Source organism: Paenibacillus sp. CCS19, assembly GCF_033239625.1.
Lineage (GTDB): Bacteria > Bacillota > Bacilli > Paenibacillales > Paenibacillaceae > Paenibacillus_T.
Genome location: NZ_BTCK01000004.1, coordinates 163,362 through 183,465, shown reverse-complemented (window position 1 = coordinate 183,465; position 20,104 = coordinate 163,362). Strand labels below are relative to the sequence as shown.

Here is a 20,104-nt window from a genome sequence, read left to right as displayed (position 1 = left end):
ATCTGGAGTGGAACACTGTCACAAACATCATTTTTTCGCTTGGAGGTGGGCAAACGAAATGTTTACGGCTGTTTTCTTATCATTAACTTGCGCAATGTTCGCGTTCATCTTTCTGATCGATTTTATTGGCCTCGGGAAGAAAGACTTCGCAGTGTTGAATATCAGCAACACTTATTTTCAAATAGGCATTTATGGCATCGGCTTGGCTTATTGCATTTGGAAGGATTGGCGCACGCGGACGAATCGGGTTCATACTCGCGCGGAGGCAGGGGAATGAAAACAAAGTTAACCATCTCTCCATGGCAGTTATTCGCCCTTATTGTGTTGTTCGAACTGGGAAGCGCCATCGTAATGAATGTCGGACATTCGGCGAAGCAGGATGCCTGGATCTCGATCGCTGCAGCCACTATATTCGGAATGGGCATATTCGCTATATATCGGCTGCTGCAAGCAAGACGGCCGGAGTCCGATCTATTCGAGCTTGTCCAATTGTCGTTCGGACGCTGGCTCGGGAGCGTCGTCATTCTTCTGTATGTTATCTATTTCCTCTACGTTGCTGCACGCGTATTACGCGATTTCCTTGAGTTATTAGCAAGTGCCGTGCTGGATCACACACCGATCGAAGTGCTTGCATTCTCATTTATGTTGGTCTCCGCTTATATGATCGGACTTGGCTTAAGCACCATTGTTCGCACGGCAGAGCTATTATTCCCGATTATTATGGGTATTCTCTTCGTGCTATGCGTGCTGCTGTTGATAGACCGCGATTATGAATTCAACAATTTAAAGCCTATTCTAGGGGACGGCATAGAACCGGTCGTCACATCGATCTTCCCGACGCTGCTTACGTTTCCATTCGGCGAATTGATCGTCATTCTCGTATTCATTCGGTATGCAGCGCCAGCTAAACGAGTGGGTTTCATGTCCATGGGTGCTATCGGATTGTCCGGAATGATTCTGGTAGGCACAGCCGTTCTCGAGACGATCACATTAGGCGAGAAAATGAAGGAGCGAACGAATTTTCCTTACTTGCTTACGATAAGGGACATTGCTTTCGGCTATTTCTTCGAACGGATGGAAATGATGGTTGTGTTCGTCATGTTCATCACTATTCTTGTGAAAGCTTCTCTATTCCTATTCGGGGCGCTTAAGGGAGTGGAGCATCTGGTTCGAATTCCATATCGCGAATCTGTATTTCCTGTCGCATGCCTTGTAGCGATTCTGTCGATCAGAATCGCGACTTCGTTCGCGGAGCATAGCATTGAAGGGCTGGAGCTATCGCCGTATGTCGTACATCTTCCCATGCAGCTTGGCATCCCGCTCGTCATGTTGGTGATTCTCGGCGTGAAAAGTGCTCGACAGCGGTAAGAAGGAGGCTCACATGAGTAAAACAGAATGGCATGAACGCAAGCAAGAGAGTCGGTTTAATTCCACACTAAGTACAGATCCGGAGCAAACGCTGTTACAATTGCGCGAGCTGTTCGGCAACTCGGTTGATCTGCAGTTTACGTCGCTTCGTATCGGCATTGCTAGCGGAATAGTATGCACGCTCACAACAATGGCAGATACGAAGACGATGGCAGAGAAGCTGCTTCTTCCGCTTACGGAAGAGATGACAGCGGAAGCTGGATCCATTACGCGAGACCAGCTGGAGCAACTGCGACAAGAAAGGCTTGGCGTGCTGCCGTTCGTCTATGCGACTACGCTGCTAGAAGCCGTCGAACGGCTGCTGACCGGAGACGCGCTCCTTATTGCGGATGGCGTTGATCAAGTGCTGTGCATTGAAATTGGGGGAATGGCGGTCCGATCGCTCGAAGAGGCGAAGACGCAGCGAGTCAATCGCGGTTCCGATGACGCGTTCACCGAAGCGATAGAGACGAATCTATCGTTGATTCGCCGGCGTCTGCGTAATCCGCTTCTCCGTGTGGAAACCTTTACAGCGGGCGCTGAGACAGGTACGCAGATTTATTTGGTTTATTTGGACAATGCGGCTAAGCCTTCGCTTGTCTCAACGTTCCGATCGCGCTTGTCCAACGTTCGGATCAAAGGGGTATTTGACTCTGGCAATATCAAAGACGCCATTAAAGATAAAGGCTCTTGGTTTTTTCCGACGATACTGGATGTCGAGAGACCCGACACTGCAGCATCAATGTTGGTGGGTGGCAGCTGTTTGGTCTTTGTGAACGGAAGTCCGTTCGTTCTTGTCGGACCGGCTGTATATGGACAGTTTTTTATATCTGCCGGCGATTACTACTTCCCGTCGCTGCTTTCGACTGCGTTGCGGATATTGAGACACTTTGCGTTCATGGTGTCCTTATACTTGCCGGCTTATTATCTGTGCGTCATCAATTATCATGCGGAGATGATTCCGACCAGCCTGCTCTATTCAATAAGCGGACAAGAGCAAGGTTCGCCGTTTCCGACGGGATTCATGCTCATCGCGATGTCGCTTGTATTCGAAGTGTTGAGGGAAGCAGGCGCTCGCGTGCCGAGAAATATCGGCCAAGCCGTTCCCCTTGCTGGCGCGATCATTCTAGGGCAAGCGGCAGTCGAAGCGGGAATCGTGTCCAGCATCATTTTGATCATTGTGGCTGCTTCGGAATTATGCGGGTTAGTTGTCCCGCATTTTGAGTTTAGCGCATCTGTCAGGCTGATCCGCTTTGGATTTATGCTGGCCGGATTAACTTTGGGTATTTATGGCGTTTTCTTGGGCACGGCTGTGCTTGTCATCCATCTGGTAAATTTGAATTCGTTCGGCATCCCGTACCTTACGCCGTTTGCTCCGTTTCGATTGAAAGGGCAACAAGATATGCTGGTGCGAACTTCGCACATCAGCAAGGGGTCTTCGAAATGATCAGCCGCGCTGTACGATTGTGGGGTATTGCGCTATGGCTTGGCGCGATTGGCTTGGTCTTGACGGGGTGCTGGGATATGCGTTCGGCGAGCCAATACGTGATCGTTAGCAGCATGTCGGTGACAACCGGCGAACATGCGAACTATCACGTCTATCTGCAGGTCATTAATTCGCTCGAATTCACGTCCAGCAAAGGGAAAGGGAATGCGCCAACCCTTACCTTCGATGCAGAAGGAAACACGATGGACGAGGTGTTCAGTCGTATCGAGCAGAAAACTTCTCGCGAACTTGAGCTGAGTCATATGATGCTGCTTATTATGGATTCGAAGCTGCTTGCAACGGATCATGGCCTTTTGTTTATTGAATTTCTCGAAACGATGAAGGATATTCGGAACGATATTCAGCTAGTGGCGGCTCACAAGGTTCCGGCTTCGGAATTTGCCAAGCTGTATTTTCCTGACACCCAAGTATCTGCTGTCAAGATTCGCTTCGCTATCGATTCGGTAGACAATAATTGGGGAGAGTCTCCCGACACAACGCTGAAGCAATTCATTGGAGATATTACGTCGGAAGGCCGACAGCCTGTGATGTCTTCCATTACAATCGATCAACCGTCAAAGAAATCGCATACGGTAGAGGTCGGCAAGAGTGTCGATACGCAGACGGAGATCGTGACGGATGGAACGGCCGTCTTGAGAAGAGGGAGGCTTATCGGTTTTCTGGATACAGAAGAAACCCGGAATATGAAGTGGGTCGAAGATAAGATCAAACACACCTCGCTCAGTATACCATGCCAGAAGGAACATTTTGTTCAAGTGCGTATCGATCGATCGAAGACGCGTCTAAACGTCGAATATGCCAATAATCGTCCGAAGGTTACCATTCAGATTGATGTAGATGGCAAAATAAGCGAGAATCAATGCTCAACCATTCGTCTGAGCAAGCTCTCCGGCTACGATCAAGTTCGCAAGCTGACCGAGAAAGAAATCAAATCCCAGGTTGAAGAAACGATTGCGAAGGTGCAGAAAAATTATGGCGTCGATATATTCGGTTTCGGCGAACAGTTGAAGAGGAACCATTATCAGACTTTCAAGAAAGTTAGGTCGCATTGGGACGATGAGTTCGTCAAGGCGGACGTTACCGTTAAGGTGAAGGCGGAGATATTCCGTGACGGCATGACCTCCGATAATTTCTTGCAGGATATACCTGGATATACGCAATGAGTGGAAGCAGAGGTTAGGAATGGCTTTGAACCGAGCGGTTCCTAACGAAAGAACCTCAACTCGACTTTGCAGTCGTAGTTGAGGTTCTTTCGATTAAAGAAACTAACGATCGAAATAGACCGTTTCGCCAGTGCGTGCAGATTGGTAGATGGCTTCGAGAATTTCCGTAACGACAAGCGCTTGTTCGGGTTTGACGACCAGCTCCGTATCATTGCGCACCGCGTTGATCCAAGCGGCACACTCGACGTCAATATCGCGTTCCGACGCGCCGTCATAGAATGCGACGCCACCTGCCGAGAGGTCGATTTCCTTCACGAACAACCGGCTGTTGATCTCGCCGTTGATTCTAAGTCCGTTCTTCATATCTGCGCCGCCTTCGGTGCCGCAGAGCGTACACTTGGCTTCATCTACTTCAAGCGAATTGAGCGCCCAGCTTGCTTCAAGCGTAATCGTTGCGCCGTTCGCCATCTTGATGAAACCTACAGCCGAATCCTCAACCGTGAATTTGGCTGGGTCCCAAGGTCCCCATGCATTCGCCGAATTTGCCTTGGAACCAAGCTTATGGAAGACGGAACCCGTAACAGACACAGGCTTGTAGTTGTCCATCATCCACAACGTCAAGTCCAGCGCATGCGTGCCGATATCGATGAGCGGTCCGCCGCCTTGCTTCTCTTCATCGAGGAATACGCCCCAAGTCGGAACCGCGCGTCGGCGAATGGCATGCGCCTTTGCATAATAGATTTCACCCAGCTCACCTTGCACGCATACTTGTTTGAGATATTGGCTGTCGGGGCGGAAGCGGTTATTATAGCCGATGGACAGCTTTAGTCCCGTACGCTTAGCCGCTTCCAACATTGCCCTGCCCTCGGCAGCGGTCTTCGCCATTGGCTTCTCGCACATGACATGTTTGCCTGCTTCAAGAGAATCGATCGATATGTAAGAATGCGAGTCGTTAGGCGTCAGCACATGCACGACATCAATCGAGGCATCTTGGATCAGTTTGCGATAATCGGTATACACTTTAGCGTCTTCGCTGCCGTACTTCTGTTTCGCTTCCTCCGCGCGCTCTTCAATGATGTCGCAGAAAGCGACAAGCTCAACATATTTGTTCTTGCTCAGTGCCGGCAGATGCTTGCCGTTGGCAATTCCGCCGCAGCCGATAATTCCGATTCGCAACGTTTCGGTCATGATTGTTCTCCTTTATTATAGAAGTTATCATTCTGTCCATAATATAGGTTTGACTGTTGTGACGCGTCAATATGTAGACTGAAATGTTATGCGGAATGTCGTAATATTATAGGATCGATGTCCTGATGTTCTAGTGTTCGTCAATCGTTTGGTGTGCTAACGTAAAAACAAGTCTTAAATCTATAGTGATAATAGAATGGGGAGTGCAGGTCCATGATCAGAGTCGCAATGCTCAGCTATTGGCATGTTCATGCTTGGGATTATACGAAGGAAGTGCAGCAGCATCCGGATACTGAAGTCGTCGCTGTGTGGGACGAGCAGCCGGCGAGAGGGGAAGAAGCAGCAGCGAAGCTGGGCGTTCCTTTTATCGCAAACTTAGATGAGCTGCTTGCTAGAGCGGATATCGATGGCGTAGTTGTGGATACGCCTACGAACGAACATCATCGGATCATTATTAAGGCGGCTAAGGCGGGTAAGCATATTTTTACGGAAAAAGTGTTAGCGCTTACGACGCAAGAAGCCGATGAGATTATTGCTGCCGTCGAGCAAGCAGGCGTCAAACTGATCGTATCGCTGCCAAGATTGAATCATGGCTATACGACTGCAATCGAACGCATTGTTCGTGACGGACTGCTTGGTCAGGTTACACAGGTGCGTACCCGCTTATCCCATAATGGCGCTACAGCCGACTGGCTCCCTGCGCATTTCTATAACAAGGAGCAATGCGGCGGAGGAGCGCTGATCGATCTTGGCTGTCATCCGATGTACTTGGCAAGGTTGTTCCTCGGCATGCCGGTACAGGTACAAGCCGCATACGGCTATGTGACCGGCAAGGAAGTAGAGGACAATGCGGTGGCTGTTCTGACTACGGCTGACGGCGGGATTGGGATCGTGGAGGCAGGATTCATCAATGCTCATTCTCCGTTCACAATAGAAGTGCATGGAACGGAAGGCTCGCTTTTGTATGGCACGCCGGATGATCGAATTGTGTATCGGAGCAATAAAACGGGCGATCTAGCGTGGGCGGAAGCGGAGAAGGAAGCGGATCATATCTCTGCTTTTCAGCAATGGATACAGCATATTCAGAACGATACGATCGGAGAGGCGAACATCCAGATGGCAAGAGAACTGACCATGCTGATGGAAGCATCGAATCGTTCCGTCGCCGGCAGCAGAGCTGTTCGAATCGATGAACTCAGCTAGTCCAAATCCAGTGTCGCAGCCCTATCCGTATGCGATTATGGCCGAGAAGATGAATGCGCTTGAACTGCTCGATTTGCATTTTACGTGGGGATGTTATGAGATCCGCGTATTGAACTGGCATCTGGCGACATTTAAGCCAGGGCTGTTCATCAAATTCCATAAGCATGCGGAATTCGAGTTTCATTTTGTCCCGCGGGGCAAAGGCACGGTAACGATTGTCGATCAGACGTTTAAGTTAAGTACTGGCATGTTCTACCTGACCGGGCCAGGCGTTGTCCATCAACAGACAGCAGATGCACGGCATGGTATGGATGAGCTGAGCTTGCGCGTGGAGATCCTGCGGCTGGTTGATTCAGAAGCCGCGAGCATGTCGGGCGGCAGTTCGGAGTGGGAGAGGAAAGAAGCGGAGGCCTGCGTACAGACGCTTATCGATTTTCCGCATCGGCCTATGCTGGATCAGTACGAAGCGATGCCCTGCTTTCTTCAAGCCTATCTCGCATGGCAGTCCGGTGAATTGGGTGCGTATACGACCATACGTCAATGTTTGATCCAGATTCTGATCCGAGCTGCGAAGGCTACTGTAAATTCCAAAGGACAGCAGCTTATGCCGTCTCGAGATATTCAAGAGCATCGGTATGAAATGGCGATTCAATATATCCATGCCAATTACAGCAGTCTGCTTACGCTGCAGGAGGTTGCCGATCGCATCCAGATCAGCAGCAGGCAGCTGCAGCGTATTCTTAAGAAATACGGAATAGATTCCTTCAGCGGTTATTTGGAACAATATCGAATCCAACGGATCTGCGACGAACTGGCGGGAACAACGAATACAGTGGAATCTATCGCGACTCGCAATGGATTCGCGAACACGAACTATCTGTATCAGGTCTTCAAACGTCGTTATGGGATCACGCCACTCGAATACCGGCAGCAGCATGCTGTTGAATCAGTGGTAATATAAACGGCAAACATCGAGACGCAAAGCTCCGGTAGATTACCTATCGGAGCTTCTTCATGTCTTCGTCAATTCAGCCCAAGATAGGCGACGAATCTCTGAAGCGGTTCGACCTGTTTCTTGTTTGATCATGCGAGCAAAATGATGAGTCGTCTTGAAGCCGCAGCGTTCGGACACTTCGGTCACGTTCAGACCGGTATGAATCAGCAATTCGATGGCTCGGTCGATTCGGTATTTCCATACATATTGAATGGGAGTCGGGCCTTCATGTTTCTTGAAAAGGCGGAGCAGATGCTCGGGAGAGACGCCTGCTTTCGCCGCGATGTCGGGCAAGGTGATCTCATCGGCGTAGTGCGTGCGAATCCATTCGGTGGCTGAATAGAAGCGGTATGCGTACAGAGCATGTACTTTTACAAGGAGCCGGGTTCGCCAGGTCAAGCCTCTCATCAAGACTACTATTATATTGAGAATGATCCGATGACCATGATTGCTGCATGGACGGCGATGGAAGATCTGATCGATGAAGAAACGGGCTGCCTCTGGGTCATGCCGGGAACGCATAAGCTCGGATTGCTGCCGCATGGCGCGGTGAAGGATATCGAGGAGCATGAAGCGTGGACGGATGAGACGGAAGGCGTGGACACGAGTCGTCAGATTCCGATCGTCATGAAGAAGGGCGATATTCTATTCTTCAGTGAACTGCTTATCCATTCTTCCAGGAAAAATCGCAGCAAGGATCGCTGGCGACGGTCGTATGTGTGTCATTATATCCGCGAGGATTCCAACGTTCTACATCGCGAGGATCTGCGTCAGAAGTATCCGCTGTACTAGCTGTCCATTCTCATCGATTGCGAGACCCATCCGGTGATAAACCGCGATGGGTTTTTATTTGTCCGTTCGAAACCGTTTTATATGTCTTTTTATTATATTGGGGAAACGGAATGTTATATTTTGCAGCGATGCTGGAAGTATATAATAGATTTGTTTATTGTTTTTGCTATATCCTAATAGACTGATGATCATGTTATACATTCAACACGCTTGAGGAGGACTTTACTTGACCAATCATGAAAGCGCATATACTGGATATCTTCTCGTTCATTTTATCGGTGAACAGCCAGACGGAGAGCAGGTTTATTTCTCCTATTCCGAGGACGGTCTCTTCTGGAAGGACCTCAATGCAGGTCTGCCGGTCCTACGTTCGGAATTAGGTGAGCAAGGCGTACGGGATCCATTCGTTGTGCGTTCGCCTAAGGACGGCAAGTTTTATCTGATCGCAACCGATCTTCGCATTGCGAGCGGCAAAGGCTGGGGAAACGCAGTAAACGAGGGAAGCCGCGACATGATCGTCTGGGAATCGTCGGATCTGGTGAATTGGTCGTCTCCATGGTCGGTTACGCTTGCGATTCCGGGCGCTGGCTGTCTGTGGGCGCCTGAGACGGTTTATGATGAAGCGGCGGACGAGTTCCTCGTATTCTGGGCTTCGGCAACGACGGATCTCGGCGAGAGCGAGCGCAAGCATAAGATCTACAGCTCGAGAACGAAAGACTTCCGCAGCTTCAGTCCTGCTGAACGTTATATCGTGCGCGACAATCATATCATTGATACGACGATCATTGAGAGCAATGGCGCGTACTATCGTTATTCCAAAGATGAAACGACGAAGAACATTCGCGTTGAACGAGGCACTTCTCTGGATAAAGAGGCTTTCACGAACGTGAACGCTCCCGTTCTGGAAGCGCTGCTTGGCGTGGAAGGTCCACAGATCTTCAAGTTCAATGATCGCGAAGAATGGTGCCTCATCGTGGACCGCTTCGCAGAGGGCAAGGGCTACCTGCCGCTCGTTACGTCTGATCTTGCAAGCGGCGACTTCCGCGTGCTGGAAGACGGACAGTTCGATCTGGGCAAATCGAAGAAACGCCACGGCGGCGTCATGCCGATTACGGCGGAAGAGTGCGCGCGTCTAATTGCGGCATTCGGCGATGGACACCAGATTCTGCCCGGACAATTCGCGGATCCGGACATCGCGAAGTTCGGCGACAAATACTACATCTACCCGACGAAGGACGGCTTCAACGGCTGGTCGGGCACGCAGTTCCATGTATTCTCCTCCGATGACCGCCGCCTCTGGAAGGATGAAGGTCTCATTCTGGATCTCGCAACCGACGATGTTCCATGGGCGATTGGCAGCGCATGGGCACCCGCGATCGCGACGCGCAACGGCAAATACTATTACTACTTCTGCGGCAAAGAGAAAAGCGGTGTAAGCGCAATTGGCGTTGCGGTTGCGGATACGCCGATTGGACCGTTCCGTGCAGAGCCGGAGCCGCTTATCACGATGACGATGATGAAGCGTCTGGGCATCAAGATGGGCCAGACCATTGATCCTTCCATTTACATCGAGGAGGACGGTACGGCATATATGCTGTTCGGCAATGGCGATGGCGCGATCGTTCAACTAGGTGATGACATGGTGAGCGTAATCGAAGATACGATGGCGAACATTGATGGCCTGCACGATTTCCGCGAAGCCGTGACGGTGCTCAAGCGCGGTGGCTTATATCACTTCACTTGGTCGTGCGATGATACGGGCAGCGAGAACTACCATGTGAATTACGGTACGTCGGAGAGTCTGTACGGGCCGGTTAACTACCACTACACGGTTCTTGAGAAAAATAAAGACAAAGACATGCTCGGCACCGCCCACCACTCCATTATGCGCGAGCCAGGACGCGATCAATATTGGATCGCTTATCACCGTTTCGTTACACCGCTCACGCGGTTCACGGAAGGCAAAGGGTTCCACCGCGAGACTTGCCTCGGCGAGTTGTTCTTCGGCGAAGACGGGTTGATGAAGAAGGTAGAGCTGTAGGAATTGATAGATGTGTGTGTAAGCCCTCGATTCGTCGGGGGCTTATTTGTGTTCAAGCTACTAACTCAGAGTGAGGGAGAATCATTTAGCTGCTTGCTAGCAGGATAACTGCAATGAACGGGGAATGTATTGGCATATATCAAGCGAACGAAAGGGTAATTAAACTTGGATGATATGGTCAAAGAATTATGCAGTCAACGAAATTACATTCGTTTTGAGCTAGGGCTCGAAGAGCTACGGGGCAAAGACTATCAGCGTGAATGTCTTCGACGGGCTAATGTGATCTATCGTTCGATATTCGAACCCGAAGATCGTGTGATATTTATTCATCGCACCAGCTATACAAGGGACGAAAGAGAAAAAAGTATTCCCCGATTAAAGCGATTCTTCAGAACGCGACTACAACAAATGCAACGGAGAATTCTTCCATACGAGTTTGATGAATCCGATGATGAATTTTACACGATAGAATGGGCAGTTGAAGCGAAAGCAGTAGAGATTCGCCAGTCGTATGTGCTCGAATGTATCGCGAATAGTGATTTTAATCGAAAACCGACTTCAGATGGGCGGATTTATCTTTATAACCAAGAGAAAAATATCCTGTTGCACATGTATGATGATCGCGGCTGTGATGTGTATAGCTCTGAAATTGAAACTCTTTTACCTCTCTTTCATTTACACCGGCAATGGATATTAGATTATAACCGTTATCAAATTGACAATCTATTCGGCGAAGGACTCGCTGGTATCTTCGAAACGGATGAAGAACAAATGCTTCGAGTTGAACTTAATGATCAATTAGTAGCGGAATCCAGAATCAATCTTAGCCGGACTAATACGTGCCACATATCGCATCACTTTGAAATTCCGATCGAAAATGCCGATCGATTCGAACAAGAAATCTCTTTCGCATCGTTCTCGTTACGACGAAGTTCAACAACGAACAATCACGTATCGTTTGTTGCTGTCAAAACACAAGCGTTAGCGCTAATCGGTTATCAGACGCATCTCATGAGCATGTATGGTAAAAAGTATGGTAGGTATATAGGTTGGACCTACGAACAGGCATTTTGACGAAAGAAATCAGCGGTAGTCCGGCATCTTAGATGTCCAAGACTATCGCTGTTTGATTTATGCTTTTGATCCTTTTCCCGTCTCCTTTCTCACAGCAGTTTCTTAATCAAGCCCCCTTCGATTTAGGATATAGCCCTCGTAGAAACAGCGATTGGACCAAGATGGGATCGCCATATGATGGATAACATTAATCCATGACCTATTATCAAGTAAATACCTGTTCTACAATGGGAGGGAAAGACAACAAATTAAGCAAGGGGAGTAACGATAATGGGTTATATTGAAAAATCGACTAGAGCATTTCGTTCGTATGTTCCCGAGTTAACCCGGGCTCCAGATTTTGACTTATTCTGGGAACTAACGATTCAGCAAGCTAACAATGTACCGCTGAACCCAACCAGAATCAAGCGAGTATATCCTATTCCCAATGTCGAAGTATACGATATTCAATTCTGCGGAATGGATGAGACGAGAATCCATGGCTTATACATCGTTCCTGCTTTCTTGAACAAAAACAAATATCCTTGTATCGTCCATTATCACGGTTTCTCGAATAACCGAGGAGAACCTTCTGATTTCATGCATTGGGTGATGATGGGTTGTGCCGTTCTATCAGTCGATTGCAGGGAACAAGGCGGCAATACAGGCAATAATGCTGCGACGACGAGCGGATTTTCATCGAATCTGGCAAGCAAAGGCGTTCATGATAAGTACGAGTACTTTTACCGTTATGTCTATATGGATTGCATGAAGGCGATCGATTTTGCTTGTGCGCAAGAAGAGGTTGATGCTGCTCGAATTATCGTGGAAGGCGGAAGTCAAGGCGGCGCGCTTGCTATGGCTATGGCAGCATTGGACAGCAGGCCGGTAGTGGCACTGGTTGATGTGCCGAGCAACAGCAATCTTGTTCGCCGAGTGGAAGGGCTCCATGGTGCGTTTGCAAGCGTGGCGGAATATGTGAAGAAGCATCCTGAGCGAGTGGATGTCGTGTTCGACACGTTAAGTTATTTTGACACGATGAATATGGCGGATCGGATCACTTGCAAAGTACTTGCATCGGTCGCGTTAAAGGATGAAGTTTGTCCGCCGGAGATGTATTATGCCACGTACAACCGAATTCAAAGCGAGAAAGAAATGGTGATCTATCCGTTCAACGGCCATGAAGGAGGCGGGTCGACGCAGACGGAAGTTAAACTCGCATATTTGAAAAAGTGGTTTAGGGATTGGTTTTAACGAATAAGGCTCTGTTTGCGCTCATTATATTAGTCTAACCTAACATAAACCCATCTATTGAAGATGGGTTTATGTCTTGTATTCATTCTACTGGTTCAATTATTCGATCGTTTGCATTGACGCCAGTATTTCAATCTTCGATTTCCCACTGCGGATTCCATACGACTTCCCACACATGACCATCAGGGTCTTGAAAATATCCGGAATAACCTCCCCAGAACGTATCGTGAGGCGGGACTGTAATGGCAGCTCCGGCTTTCCGTGCTTGTTCCATTACCTCGTTAACTTCTTGTTTGCTTCCTACATTGTGTCCAATCGTAAATTCCGTTGGGCTTGGCGTTGTCTTATGCAGTTTGGTATCATGGGCGATATCGTTCCGACTCCAAATGGCAAGCCGTAAACCTGCCTGCAAGTCGAAAAAAGCAACGGCTCCGTGCTCAAACTCTCGGCCAACAATTCCATCTGTAGAAAACCCCAATCCATCTCGGTAGAAAGAGAGCGATTTCTCTAAATCATCCACTCCCAATGTTAACACCGTAATACGTGGTTTCATCCTGTAACCTCCCCATCCTATAATGCTGTTGTCGTATCGCAGAATGTACCTTAAATGCATGAAATGATCTTATACGTAATTTACAATGAATCTAGCAAAATTGCGATAGGACCTTCTCAGCTAGCCTCTTAAAATAAAGTGAAGAGCTAAGCATCGAGGGGGCAACGTGTAATGGTTAATGCGATTTCAGAAGTGATCACCTATTCAATCCCGGCCGCAATTCCTCGAAACGGAGATTATACCGTCCATGTGCGAACACTAGACGGGGAATGGCAAGAGCTGGACGTATTGCTTGTGAAGGTAGATATGCATCAGGTTCGGGAAGCGGGGATGGTTCAATTCGACTTCGCCGGAACGGTTGAAGTGGAAGTTGTCTGCAATCGGGAGCCGGTGAATGCTGCAGCAGTTAGACCGCTATCGGAAGGAATTATCGCGGAAATTAAGGATAACCGCTGCATCCGATTCACTTTGGATCAGCCTTGCAAGCTTTCCGTTGAAGTCAATGGAGGCAGATTCAATAACTTGCACTTGATGGCTAGAGGAATGGAGTATCGGCGGCCGGACGTGAATGATTCGGCTGTAGCCGTCATTGAACCCGGTATTCATCGAATTGAATATTTGAGTATGAAGCTAGCGGATATGAACTGCCATACAATTTATTTCAAGCCGGGCATGCATCATATTGAGCAGGTAGTCATTAACATCCCGTCTGATAAAAAGGTATACCTTGCAGGCGGCGCTTTCGTCGCCGGATCATTCGTCTGCGATCGAACGGAGAATATCTCGATCGTTGGCCGAGGAATGATCTATCTAGCGGAATTCGGGCGATTCTCTGCGTTTCGCGGCATTCGCTTGATGTATGCGAGCAATATTGTGATTGACGGAATATCTGTCATTGATCCGCCGCATTACAGCGTCTATATCGGTCAAAGCAAGCAAATCCAAATCCGGGATTTCGTTTCTTTCAGCACGCGTGGATGGTCGGACGGTATTGATATGATGTCCAGCTGTGATATAGAAGTCGAGGATGTATTCATGCGCAATTCGGATGACTGCATTGCGATCTATGCGCATCGATGGGGCTACTATGGCGATGTCAGGAACATTACGGTGCGTAACTCGGTGCTGTGGGCGGACGTGGCCCATCCGACGATGATCGGCACGCATGGCGACCATACAGGTGTAGGGAATGTGATCGAAAATATTCATTTCGAGAACATTGATATTCTCGAGCATCATGAGCCGCAGGACGGTTACCAAGGCTGCCTTACAATCAATGCCGGAGATCGCAATACAGTCCGCAATGTTAGCTACACCGATATTCGCATCGAGCCTTTCGAGCTCGGCCGTATCATAGATTTGCGCGTGATGTGGAACAAAGACTATAATCCTGTACCGGGTAATCTAATCGAGAACGTTCAGTTCCGCAACATTCGTTATCATGGCGCAGATGGTGTCGAATCTCGCATTATAGGTTTTGACGGGGAGCGGGCCGTAGAAGGTATCCTAATAGAGGACTTCTATGTGAATGATCGGAAAGTTTCGAATGCGGCATCTGGAAATGTGCGTATCGGCGACTTTGTTCACAATGTTAGCTTCCGATAACGCTTTATAAATAATAATTGGAGAAGAGCGGCTGTCGATCATGACGGCTGTTCTTTATTTGATGTGTAATTACGGCCAAAATATGGTTTAATCTAAATAGGTATTGCGTAACTACTATCTCGCTGAAGGAGAGTCTCGCGAATGCTCGAACTATTCACGGTTCGCATGGAGCCGATGTCAGCCTCTGTTCTTCGGCGGCTGGTAGAGCAAGTTACGCCCGAGCGGCGCCGTCGATATGAACGCTTCCGAATTGAAGCAGACGCAGTGCGGAGCTTATTCGCTGAGCTTGTTGTACGCAGAATTGTTAGGGAGCGTTATTCGATAAGCAATGAAGCGATTCAATTCAGAGCCAATTCATATGGCAAGCCCGAGTTGGTATATCCTGCTGAGCTCCATTTTAACGTATCGCATTCGGGAAATTGGGTTGTTTGCGCGATAAGCGATGGTCCCGTGGGTATTGATATTGAACAAATTCAGCCCATTGATATGGAGGTGTCCCGTCGGTTCTTCTCGCCTGCGGAGCATGCCCAGTTGATCGCACTGCCGATGGAAGAGCAATTGAATCGATTTTATGAGCTATGGACGCTTAAGGAAAGCTTCGTGAAGGCGGTTGGAATGGGGCTGTCGATGCCGCTTGATTCATTTTCTTTTACCTATGATCAAGTAGATGCTGGCGGAATTCTTCTGCAAGCACCTTCGCCATACGAGCACTATTCAGGCGAGATTTTGGCGTTTGATGCCGCGTATAAGCTTGCAGTCTGCTTCAGTAAGGTGAAGGAACAGCAGTTTCACACCATTCATTCCTGGTCTACAACAGATTGGGCTTAATCTAGAACAAAGGACCGCAGCTGTTCTGACAAGGCAGCTGCGGTCTTGTTGTTATTGGCCAGTCGGAGTCGTTACATCAACTAGTTCCCATCTTGATTGCGTGGTCCGGCGAGTGAAATGAAATAGATACGATGCACGTTGCTCGGATTGCCTCATCAAAGTAACTTGTAGACGAACTTGAGCGTTTAATGCGTTCGCATCGATCGTTTCCACACCGAATGACTTGGACTTACGTGGTTTGTCAATTCGAATCGAACGTATAGCGGGCATCTGATCGTTCCATCCCGCTATCTTGTCTGGGGGCATCCCGACCGCGATTTGCGCGAGTAAATAAGGCTCGTCATGATCCAGCGCCTCGACGAAGCTCGCTGCCAGCAGGGTTGGAGAAGCGTTATCCAGATATTGCCGAACTTCGCCCGCGGCTTTATGAATCATCAGATGATGCGCAATGTCCGGTTCATCCGATTTGTGCGTTGTGCTTCCGAGGAAGTGGACGCAGAAATGGCCGGAGAAATCATTGTCGGGTATCCCGTCTCCGCCATGAGGCATCCCGTTCATCGAAGCGGCAATCCATTGTCCATTCGCATGAACGAGAACGGCCTTCCGATTCCAGCTCCATTCCCCTCCATAAATTTCCTTCATGATATGGGAGTCTTCTTTGGTCAACGGCTGCACGTCCGCATGGTCGCTGCCCGCCCGCCGCTGGACACGGAAGGACTTCCCGGATGCGATATCGGTGATGGAAAATATACTTTTGCGCGGCGCCAGCTCCCTTGCCGAATTCCAATCGATCAACCTGCCGTAGTACTGTTCGCGAAGCAGTTCAGCCAGCCGCCGTAGTTGATGGGCCGCTTCTGTAGTTACAATTATGCGCTGATGCATCGTTTCATCCCAGAGGTTGCCCTGCTTCTCGAGCCGATACACTTTCTGCTGTCCTTGCTGCTGCATGATCAAAATTTCAATGTCAGGGTATAACACCACCTGATCAACACGTTCTTGTCTAACCTTCTGCAGAGCTCGGGTAATAATGGGGCTGTTGATCGACAGATGGCTTTCGAGCTGAGCGTTCGGATCTGCCCGTACCGTCATGATGACCTTCAGGGGCTGAGCAGCAGAGCGGCGAGCAGCAGCTTCGTTGGAGCCATAAGCATCATTAGGGAACAACAATGCTGCCAGTAGGAAGCTAATGACGATGACGATTGCGTTATGCCCTTTATGTGAGCGATGATGATGCTGCTTCACCTTCGTTTCTCCTCCTTAGCCTATACTCCGACTTGTATTGTTGTCCTGTATCGCCTTTGATATGTAGCCTTCTTATATTGTCTAGGCTGGTTATTGCTGTATGTCAGCATAAGGCGGGCGGAAGTTAGGCACATTAGCAGAGGATAAATGCAGGAGGTATGCGACAATGGTCTTTTCTTGGCTGACATTAATGTTCATGCTCATGCAGCAGCCGCAGGAAATTCCGGTACCTTATAAACCTGAACTGCCCAAGAAGCTAACGATCGTCTATCAAGGTCAGCCGGTTGTCACGGTCGATCGCAAACATTTTACGATTGCTGCGCTTGGGGAGCCTTTCGTTCATGAGGACCAATTGGACAAACTGGCTGTTGATTTAGCTCGTCGTACGGATCGGCCGGCAGTGAATGCAAAGCTTGATAGTGCGGGCCGCATCGTGAAGGAGAGGGCAGGTGCAAGGCTTGATCGGGCCAACATAACCGAATCAGTGTATCAGTTTTTAATTGAAGGCGGTCGTACACAGCTTGAAGTTCCTCAACTGCCGATCTATCCGAAGGTGGACAGCGAACTGCTTGCGCAGATTAAAGAGAAAGCGATCGGTCATTACGCGACCTACTACAATTCGAATAACAAGAACCGATCCCATAACATCTCGCTTGCGGCTAGCGCAATTAACAACACGGTCATTTTTCCTGGAGAAACCTTCTCATTCAATGCAATAGTTGGCCGTCGAACTTCAGAGAAAGGCTACATGAGGGCGCCTGTCATTGTACGAGGGGAAATGTCGGAGGATATTGGCGGAGGCATCTGTCAAATCTCATCTACGCTGTTTAATGCGGCCGATCGCGCTGGTCTTCATATCGTGCAGCGTTATTCGCACAGCCGCAATGTGCATTATGTGCCACATGGTCGAGATGCGACAGTAAGTTGGCATGGGCCAGATTTTGTGTTCCAGAACAAATACAGCATGCCAATTCTGATTCGCGCGTTCGCAGGGCATGGCCAAGTGTATGTGGCGATCTATTCGAACGAAATGATTCATTATAAGCCGCGCGAAGTGCCGCATGCTTCTAAGCAACTGCCTGAGGAAGTGCGGGCAGAACGCGGTGTTCAGAGCACGCTGCCTTGAAACAAGGAGTTAGTTAGCCGAAATATTGCATGCCCTAAAGCGAAGCAAGATGCGAGCCAAGGGCATGCAAGGTTGGCTGTAAGGCAAGAATAAGAACGAGAAACTTTTTACTCGAATCAGATTGACATCCTGATAATGTAACTGTTATAGTTACATTCAAGACGACAACGTATTGGCAGGAGGGAATTCGATCGTGATTAGCAGCAAGTTTAGCGTAGCGGTTCATATTTTGTCATTGATTGATGTCCACGATGGCAAAATAACGTCAGAGCGTATCGCAGGAAGTGTCAACACGAATGCGGTTGTTATTCGGCGTATTATGAGCTTGCTGGGCAAAGCGGGCATTATTGAATCGCGCCCAGGCGTAACAGGCATCAAGCTTGTTCGTCCTTTGACTGAAATCACGTTGTACGATGTTTATCGTGCAGTCGAATTGCCGGAGAACGATATCCTGTTCACGGTCCATCAGAATACGAACATCAAGTGCATGGTCGGACGACATATTCAAAGTGCGATTATGCCTCCGCTTCTTGATGCGCAGCGTGAGCTGGAGCAATCTTTAGCCAAGACGAGTGTCGCAGAGGTTACGAATACGATTGTTTCGCAGGATGATGATCAGCAGGATTAGGCTTGAGAAGCTTCTTGTCGAACAAAATGCAGGGCTAATCGATTATTAATGCGCCTTGAATTACAGTCGTCCATCAGAGTAGATCTTCAAACTGAAGTTTCTCATTTTTTTACCCTTAATTGTAACTGTCGTGGTTACTAATTTATCGAAACTACAAAAAACTTTCAGGAGGCGTTCAATAATGAAAATCGCAATTATCGGTGCAAGCGGCAAAGCAGGTCAAGAAATCGTCAAGGAAGCTGTAGCGCGGGGGCATGAGGTAACGGCAATCGTCCGCGATGCTTCGAAACTGCAGGATGCAGCGTTGCAAATCGTTCAGAAGGATGTATTCGAGCTCCAGGCTGACGATCTGAAAGGCTTCGATGCGGTAGTGAATGCATTCGGAGCGCCAGGCGGTCAAGAGCATCTGCACATTGAAGCGGGTCAAGCGCTGATCCAAGCACTTAAAGGCGCACCATCTACACGTCTGATCGTTGTCGGCGGCGCTGGCAGCCTGTTCGTTGATCCAGCACTGACGACACGTCTGTACGATACGCCTGAATTCCCGGCCATCTACCTGGCAACGGCGCGCAGCCAAGGGCAGAACCTGGCGGATCTGCAGCAATCGGAAGGCATTCAGTGGACGTTCGTCAGCCCATCGGCGTTCTTCGATCCTGCTGGCAAACGTACGGGCCAATACGCGGCTGGCGAAGATCAATTGCTTGTCAACTCGGAAGGCAACAGCTATATTAGCTATGCGGACTATGCGATCGCGATCGTTGATGAACTGGAACAGCCGAAGCATCAGAACCGCCGCTTCACGGTCGTTGGCGAAGCGAAATAACGATTGTTTGGCGGGGTGGATCTGATCGGAAGCACGATTCAAGGCATTATATTTGATATGGACAATACGCTGCTGCAATCCCGCATTGATTTCGGTGCGATGAAACGGGATGTATATACGTTTTTGCAGGCGGAAGGTTTCTTGGCACCTGATCTGACGCTAACGGAATATACGACTTCGATGCTCATTGAGCAAGCGAAGCGGCAAGGGCTCGATGCCGCACGTTATGAAGAGACGATGCGCATCACAAGGCAGCATGAGATAGTCGGCATGAGCGATGCGAGTCTCGAGCCTGAAGCAGAGTGGCTGTTGTCGGAGCTGGAAGGCGATTATGTACTCGCCGTTGTTACTAACAATGCGGAATCGGCCGCGATGGAAGCTTTGACTCGAACGAGAATTGCTTCGCGGTTTCAGCTTATAGTTGGGCGAGAAAGCATGACGGAGATGAAGCCGGGGCCTTCCGGATACCAAGAAGTCGTGAAGCGTACCGGGATTCCGGCCGAACATTGGCTGTCGATCGGCGATTCTTGGATCGACGCGAAAGGGTCGATCGATGCTGGCATCCGATTCGTCGGCTATCAGACGAAGGATGAGGATCTTGAGTCGCGCGGCATCGAGCCGATTGCGAGACTGACGCGTCTGTCTCAGCTGCTCGATACGATTCGAGCGGTGTAGCAGGTATAAATAGGTAAGCCGA

General features: G+C 49.1%; 19 protein-coding genes and 1 pseudogene. 16 read left to right on the top strand and 4 right to left on the bottom strand.

From position 1 onward, the window contains the following. Nucleotides 1-58: 58 nt before the first annotated feature. Genes SBI19_RS05520 through SBI19_RS05505 form a run of 4 tightly spaced genes read left to right on the top strand, consistent with a single transcriptional unit; the run spans nucleotide 59 to nucleotide 4,077 of the window. On the top strand, nucleotides 59-277 hold the full coding sequence (locus tag SBI19_RS05520; protein WP_317965756.1) for a hypothetical protein: 219 nt from the start codon (nucleotides 59-61) through the stop codon (nucleotides 275-277). Then, nucleotides 274-1,368, top strand: coding sequence for a GerAB/ArcD/ProY family transporter (locus SBI19_RS05515; protein WP_317965754.1), 1,095 nt, complete (start codon nucleotides 274-276; stop codon nucleotides 1,366-1,368). The genes SBI19_RS05520 and SBI19_RS05515 overlap by 4 nt, the downstream gene beginning before the upstream one ends. A gap of 13 nt (nucleotides 1,369-1,381) precedes the next feature. Next, on the top strand, nucleotides 1,382-2,854 hold the full coding sequence (locus tag SBI19_RS05510) for a spore germination protein (RefSeq protein WP_317965752.1): 1,473 nt from the start codon (nucleotides 1,382-1,384) through the stop codon (nucleotides 2,852-2,854). Then, complete coding sequence (locus tag SBI19_RS05505) at nucleotides 2,851-4,077, top strand: Ger(x)C family spore germination protein (protein ID WP_317965750.1); 1,227 nt, start codon at nucleotides 2,851-2,853, stop codon at nucleotides 4,075-4,077. Before SBI19_RS05510 ends, SBI19_RS05505 begins: the two co-directional genes overlap by 4 nt. 102 nt (nucleotides 4,078-4,179) lie before the next feature. Here the strand turns inward: SBI19_RS05505 and SBI19_RS05500 are convergent, their stop codons facing one another. Next, complete coding sequence (locus tag SBI19_RS05500) at nucleotides 4,180-5,265, bottom strand: Gfo/Idh/MocA family protein (RefSeq protein WP_317965748.1); 1,086 nt, start codon at nucleotides 5,263-5,265, stop codon at nucleotides 4,180-4,182. Between the two features lie 213 nt (nucleotides 5,266-5,478). On the opposite strand from SBI19_RS05500, the gene SBI19_RS05495 reads away from it, so the two are divergent. Then, nucleotides 5,479-6,468: a Gfo/Idh/MocA family protein gene (locus SBI19_RS05495; RefSeq protein ID WP_317965746.1), complete on the top strand. Its 990-nt coding sequence runs from the start codon at nucleotides 5,479-5,481 to the stop codon at nucleotides 6,466-6,468. Beyond that, a complete protein-coding gene (locus SBI19_RS05490) occupies nucleotides 6,455-7,429 on the top strand; it encodes an AraC family transcriptional regulator (RefSeq protein WP_317965744.1) in 975 nt (324 codons plus the stop codon). Before SBI19_RS05495 ends, SBI19_RS05490 begins: the two co-directional genes overlap by 14 nt. Nucleotides 7,430-7,480: 51 nt before the next feature. Here SBI19_RS05490 and SBI19_RS05485 read toward each other — a convergent pair whose 3' ends face one another. Further along, nucleotides 7,481-7,870, bottom strand: coding sequence for an AraC family transcriptional regulator (locus SBI19_RS05485; RefSeq protein WP_317965742.1), 390 nt, complete (start codon nucleotides 7,868-7,870; stop codon nucleotides 7,481-7,483). Between SBI19_RS05485 and SBI19_RS05480 the strand changes: the two are divergent. The 4 genes and pseudogenes from SBI19_RS05480 to SBI19_RS05465 form a co-directional block, all read left to right on the top strand. After that, nucleotides 7,805-8,254 (top strand): annotated as a pseudogene (locus tag SBI19_RS05480) (phytanoyl-CoA dioxygenase family protein); the annotation flags it as partial. The gene SBI19_RS05485 and the pseudogene SBI19_RS05480 overlap by 66 nt on opposite strands. Before the next feature lie 226 nt (nucleotides 8,255-8,480). Next, the gene (locus SBI19_RS05475) at nucleotides 8,481-10,295 is read left to right on the top strand and encodes a glycoside hydrolase family 43 protein (RefSeq protein WP_317965740.1); all 1,815 of its coding nucleotides are present in this window, start codon (nucleotides 8,481-8,483) and stop codon (nucleotides 10,293-10,295) included. A gap of 174 nt (nucleotides 10,296-10,469) precedes the next feature. After that, on the top strand, nucleotides 10,470-11,369 hold the full coding sequence (locus SBI19_RS05470) for a DUF3885 domain-containing protein (RefSeq protein WP_317965874.1): 900 nt from the start codon (nucleotides 10,470-10,472) through the stop codon (nucleotides 11,367-11,369). 270 nt (nucleotides 11,370-11,639) lie between these two features. After that, the gene (locus SBI19_RS05465; protein ID WP_317965738.1) at nucleotides 11,640-12,602 is read left to right on the top strand and encodes an acetylxylan esterase; all 963 of its coding nucleotides are present in this window, start codon (nucleotides 11,640-11,642) and stop codon (nucleotides 12,600-12,602) included. A 130-nt stretch (nucleotides 12,603-12,732) separates the two neighbouring features. Here the strand turns inward: SBI19_RS05465 and SBI19_RS05460 are convergent, their stop codons facing one another. Beyond that, nucleotides 12,733-13,155 carry a VOC family protein gene (locus tag SBI19_RS05460; protein ID WP_317965736.1) on the bottom strand — a complete coding sequence of 141 codons (423 nt, stop codon included), beginning with the start codon at nucleotides 13,153-13,155 and terminating at the stop codon, nucleotides 12,733-12,735. A 171-nt stretch (nucleotides 13,156-13,326) separates the two neighbouring features. Between SBI19_RS05460 and SBI19_RS05455 the strand changes: the two genes are divergently transcribed. Further along, a complete protein-coding gene (locus SBI19_RS05455) occupies nucleotides 13,327-14,760 on the top strand; it encodes a glycosyl hydrolase family 28 protein (protein WP_317965734.1) in 1,434 nt (477 codons plus the stop codon). Between the two features lie 141 nt (nucleotides 14,761-14,901). Continuing rightward, nucleotides 14,902-15,588, top strand: a complete 687-nt coding sequence (locus SBI19_RS05450; protein WP_317965732.1) for a 4'-phosphopantetheinyl transferase family protein — start codon at nucleotides 14,902-14,904, stop codon at nucleotides 15,586-15,588. Between the two features lie 51 nt (nucleotides 15,589-15,639). Here the strand turns inward: SBI19_RS05450 and SBI19_RS05445 are convergent, their stop codons facing one another. Beyond that, nucleotides 15,640-16,830, bottom strand: coding sequence for a hypothetical protein (locus SBI19_RS05445; protein ID WP_317965730.1), 1,191 nt, complete (start codon nucleotides 16,828-16,830; stop codon nucleotides 15,640-15,642). Between the two features lie 166 nt (nucleotides 16,831-16,996). On the opposite strand from SBI19_RS05445, the gene SBI19_RS05440 reads away from it, so the two are divergent. The 4 genes from SBI19_RS05440 to SBI19_RS05425 all read left to right on the top strand — a co-directional run bounded on the left by SBI19_RS05440 (nucleotide 16,997) and on the right by SBI19_RS05425 (nucleotide 20,082). After that, nucleotides 16,997-17,956 carry a VanW family protein gene (locus tag SBI19_RS05440; RefSeq protein WP_317965728.1) on the top strand — a complete coding sequence of 320 codons (960 nt, stop codon included), beginning with the start codon at nucleotides 16,997-16,999 and terminating at the stop codon, nucleotides 17,954-17,956. 190 nt (nucleotides 17,957-18,146) lie between these two features. Further along, nucleotides 18,147-18,584 (top strand): Rrf2 family transcriptional regulator, encoded by a 438-nt coding sequence (locus SBI19_RS05435; protein WP_483312249.1) that lies wholly within the window; start codon nucleotides 18,147-18,149, stop codon nucleotides 18,582-18,584. A 181-nt stretch (nucleotides 18,585-18,765) separates the two neighbouring features. After that, a complete protein-coding gene (locus SBI19_RS05430; protein ID WP_317965724.1) occupies nucleotides 18,766-19,407 on the top strand; it encodes an NAD(P)-dependent oxidoreductase in 642 nt (213 codons plus the stop codon). Between the two features lie 3 nt (nucleotides 19,408-19,410). Further along, nucleotides 19,411-20,082 (top strand): HAD family hydrolase, encoded by a 672-nt coding sequence (locus SBI19_RS05425; protein ID WP_317965722.1) that lies wholly within the window; start codon nucleotides 19,411-19,413, stop codon nucleotides 20,080-20,082. The last annotated feature ends 22 nt before the right edge of the window (nucleotides 20,083-20,104 follow it).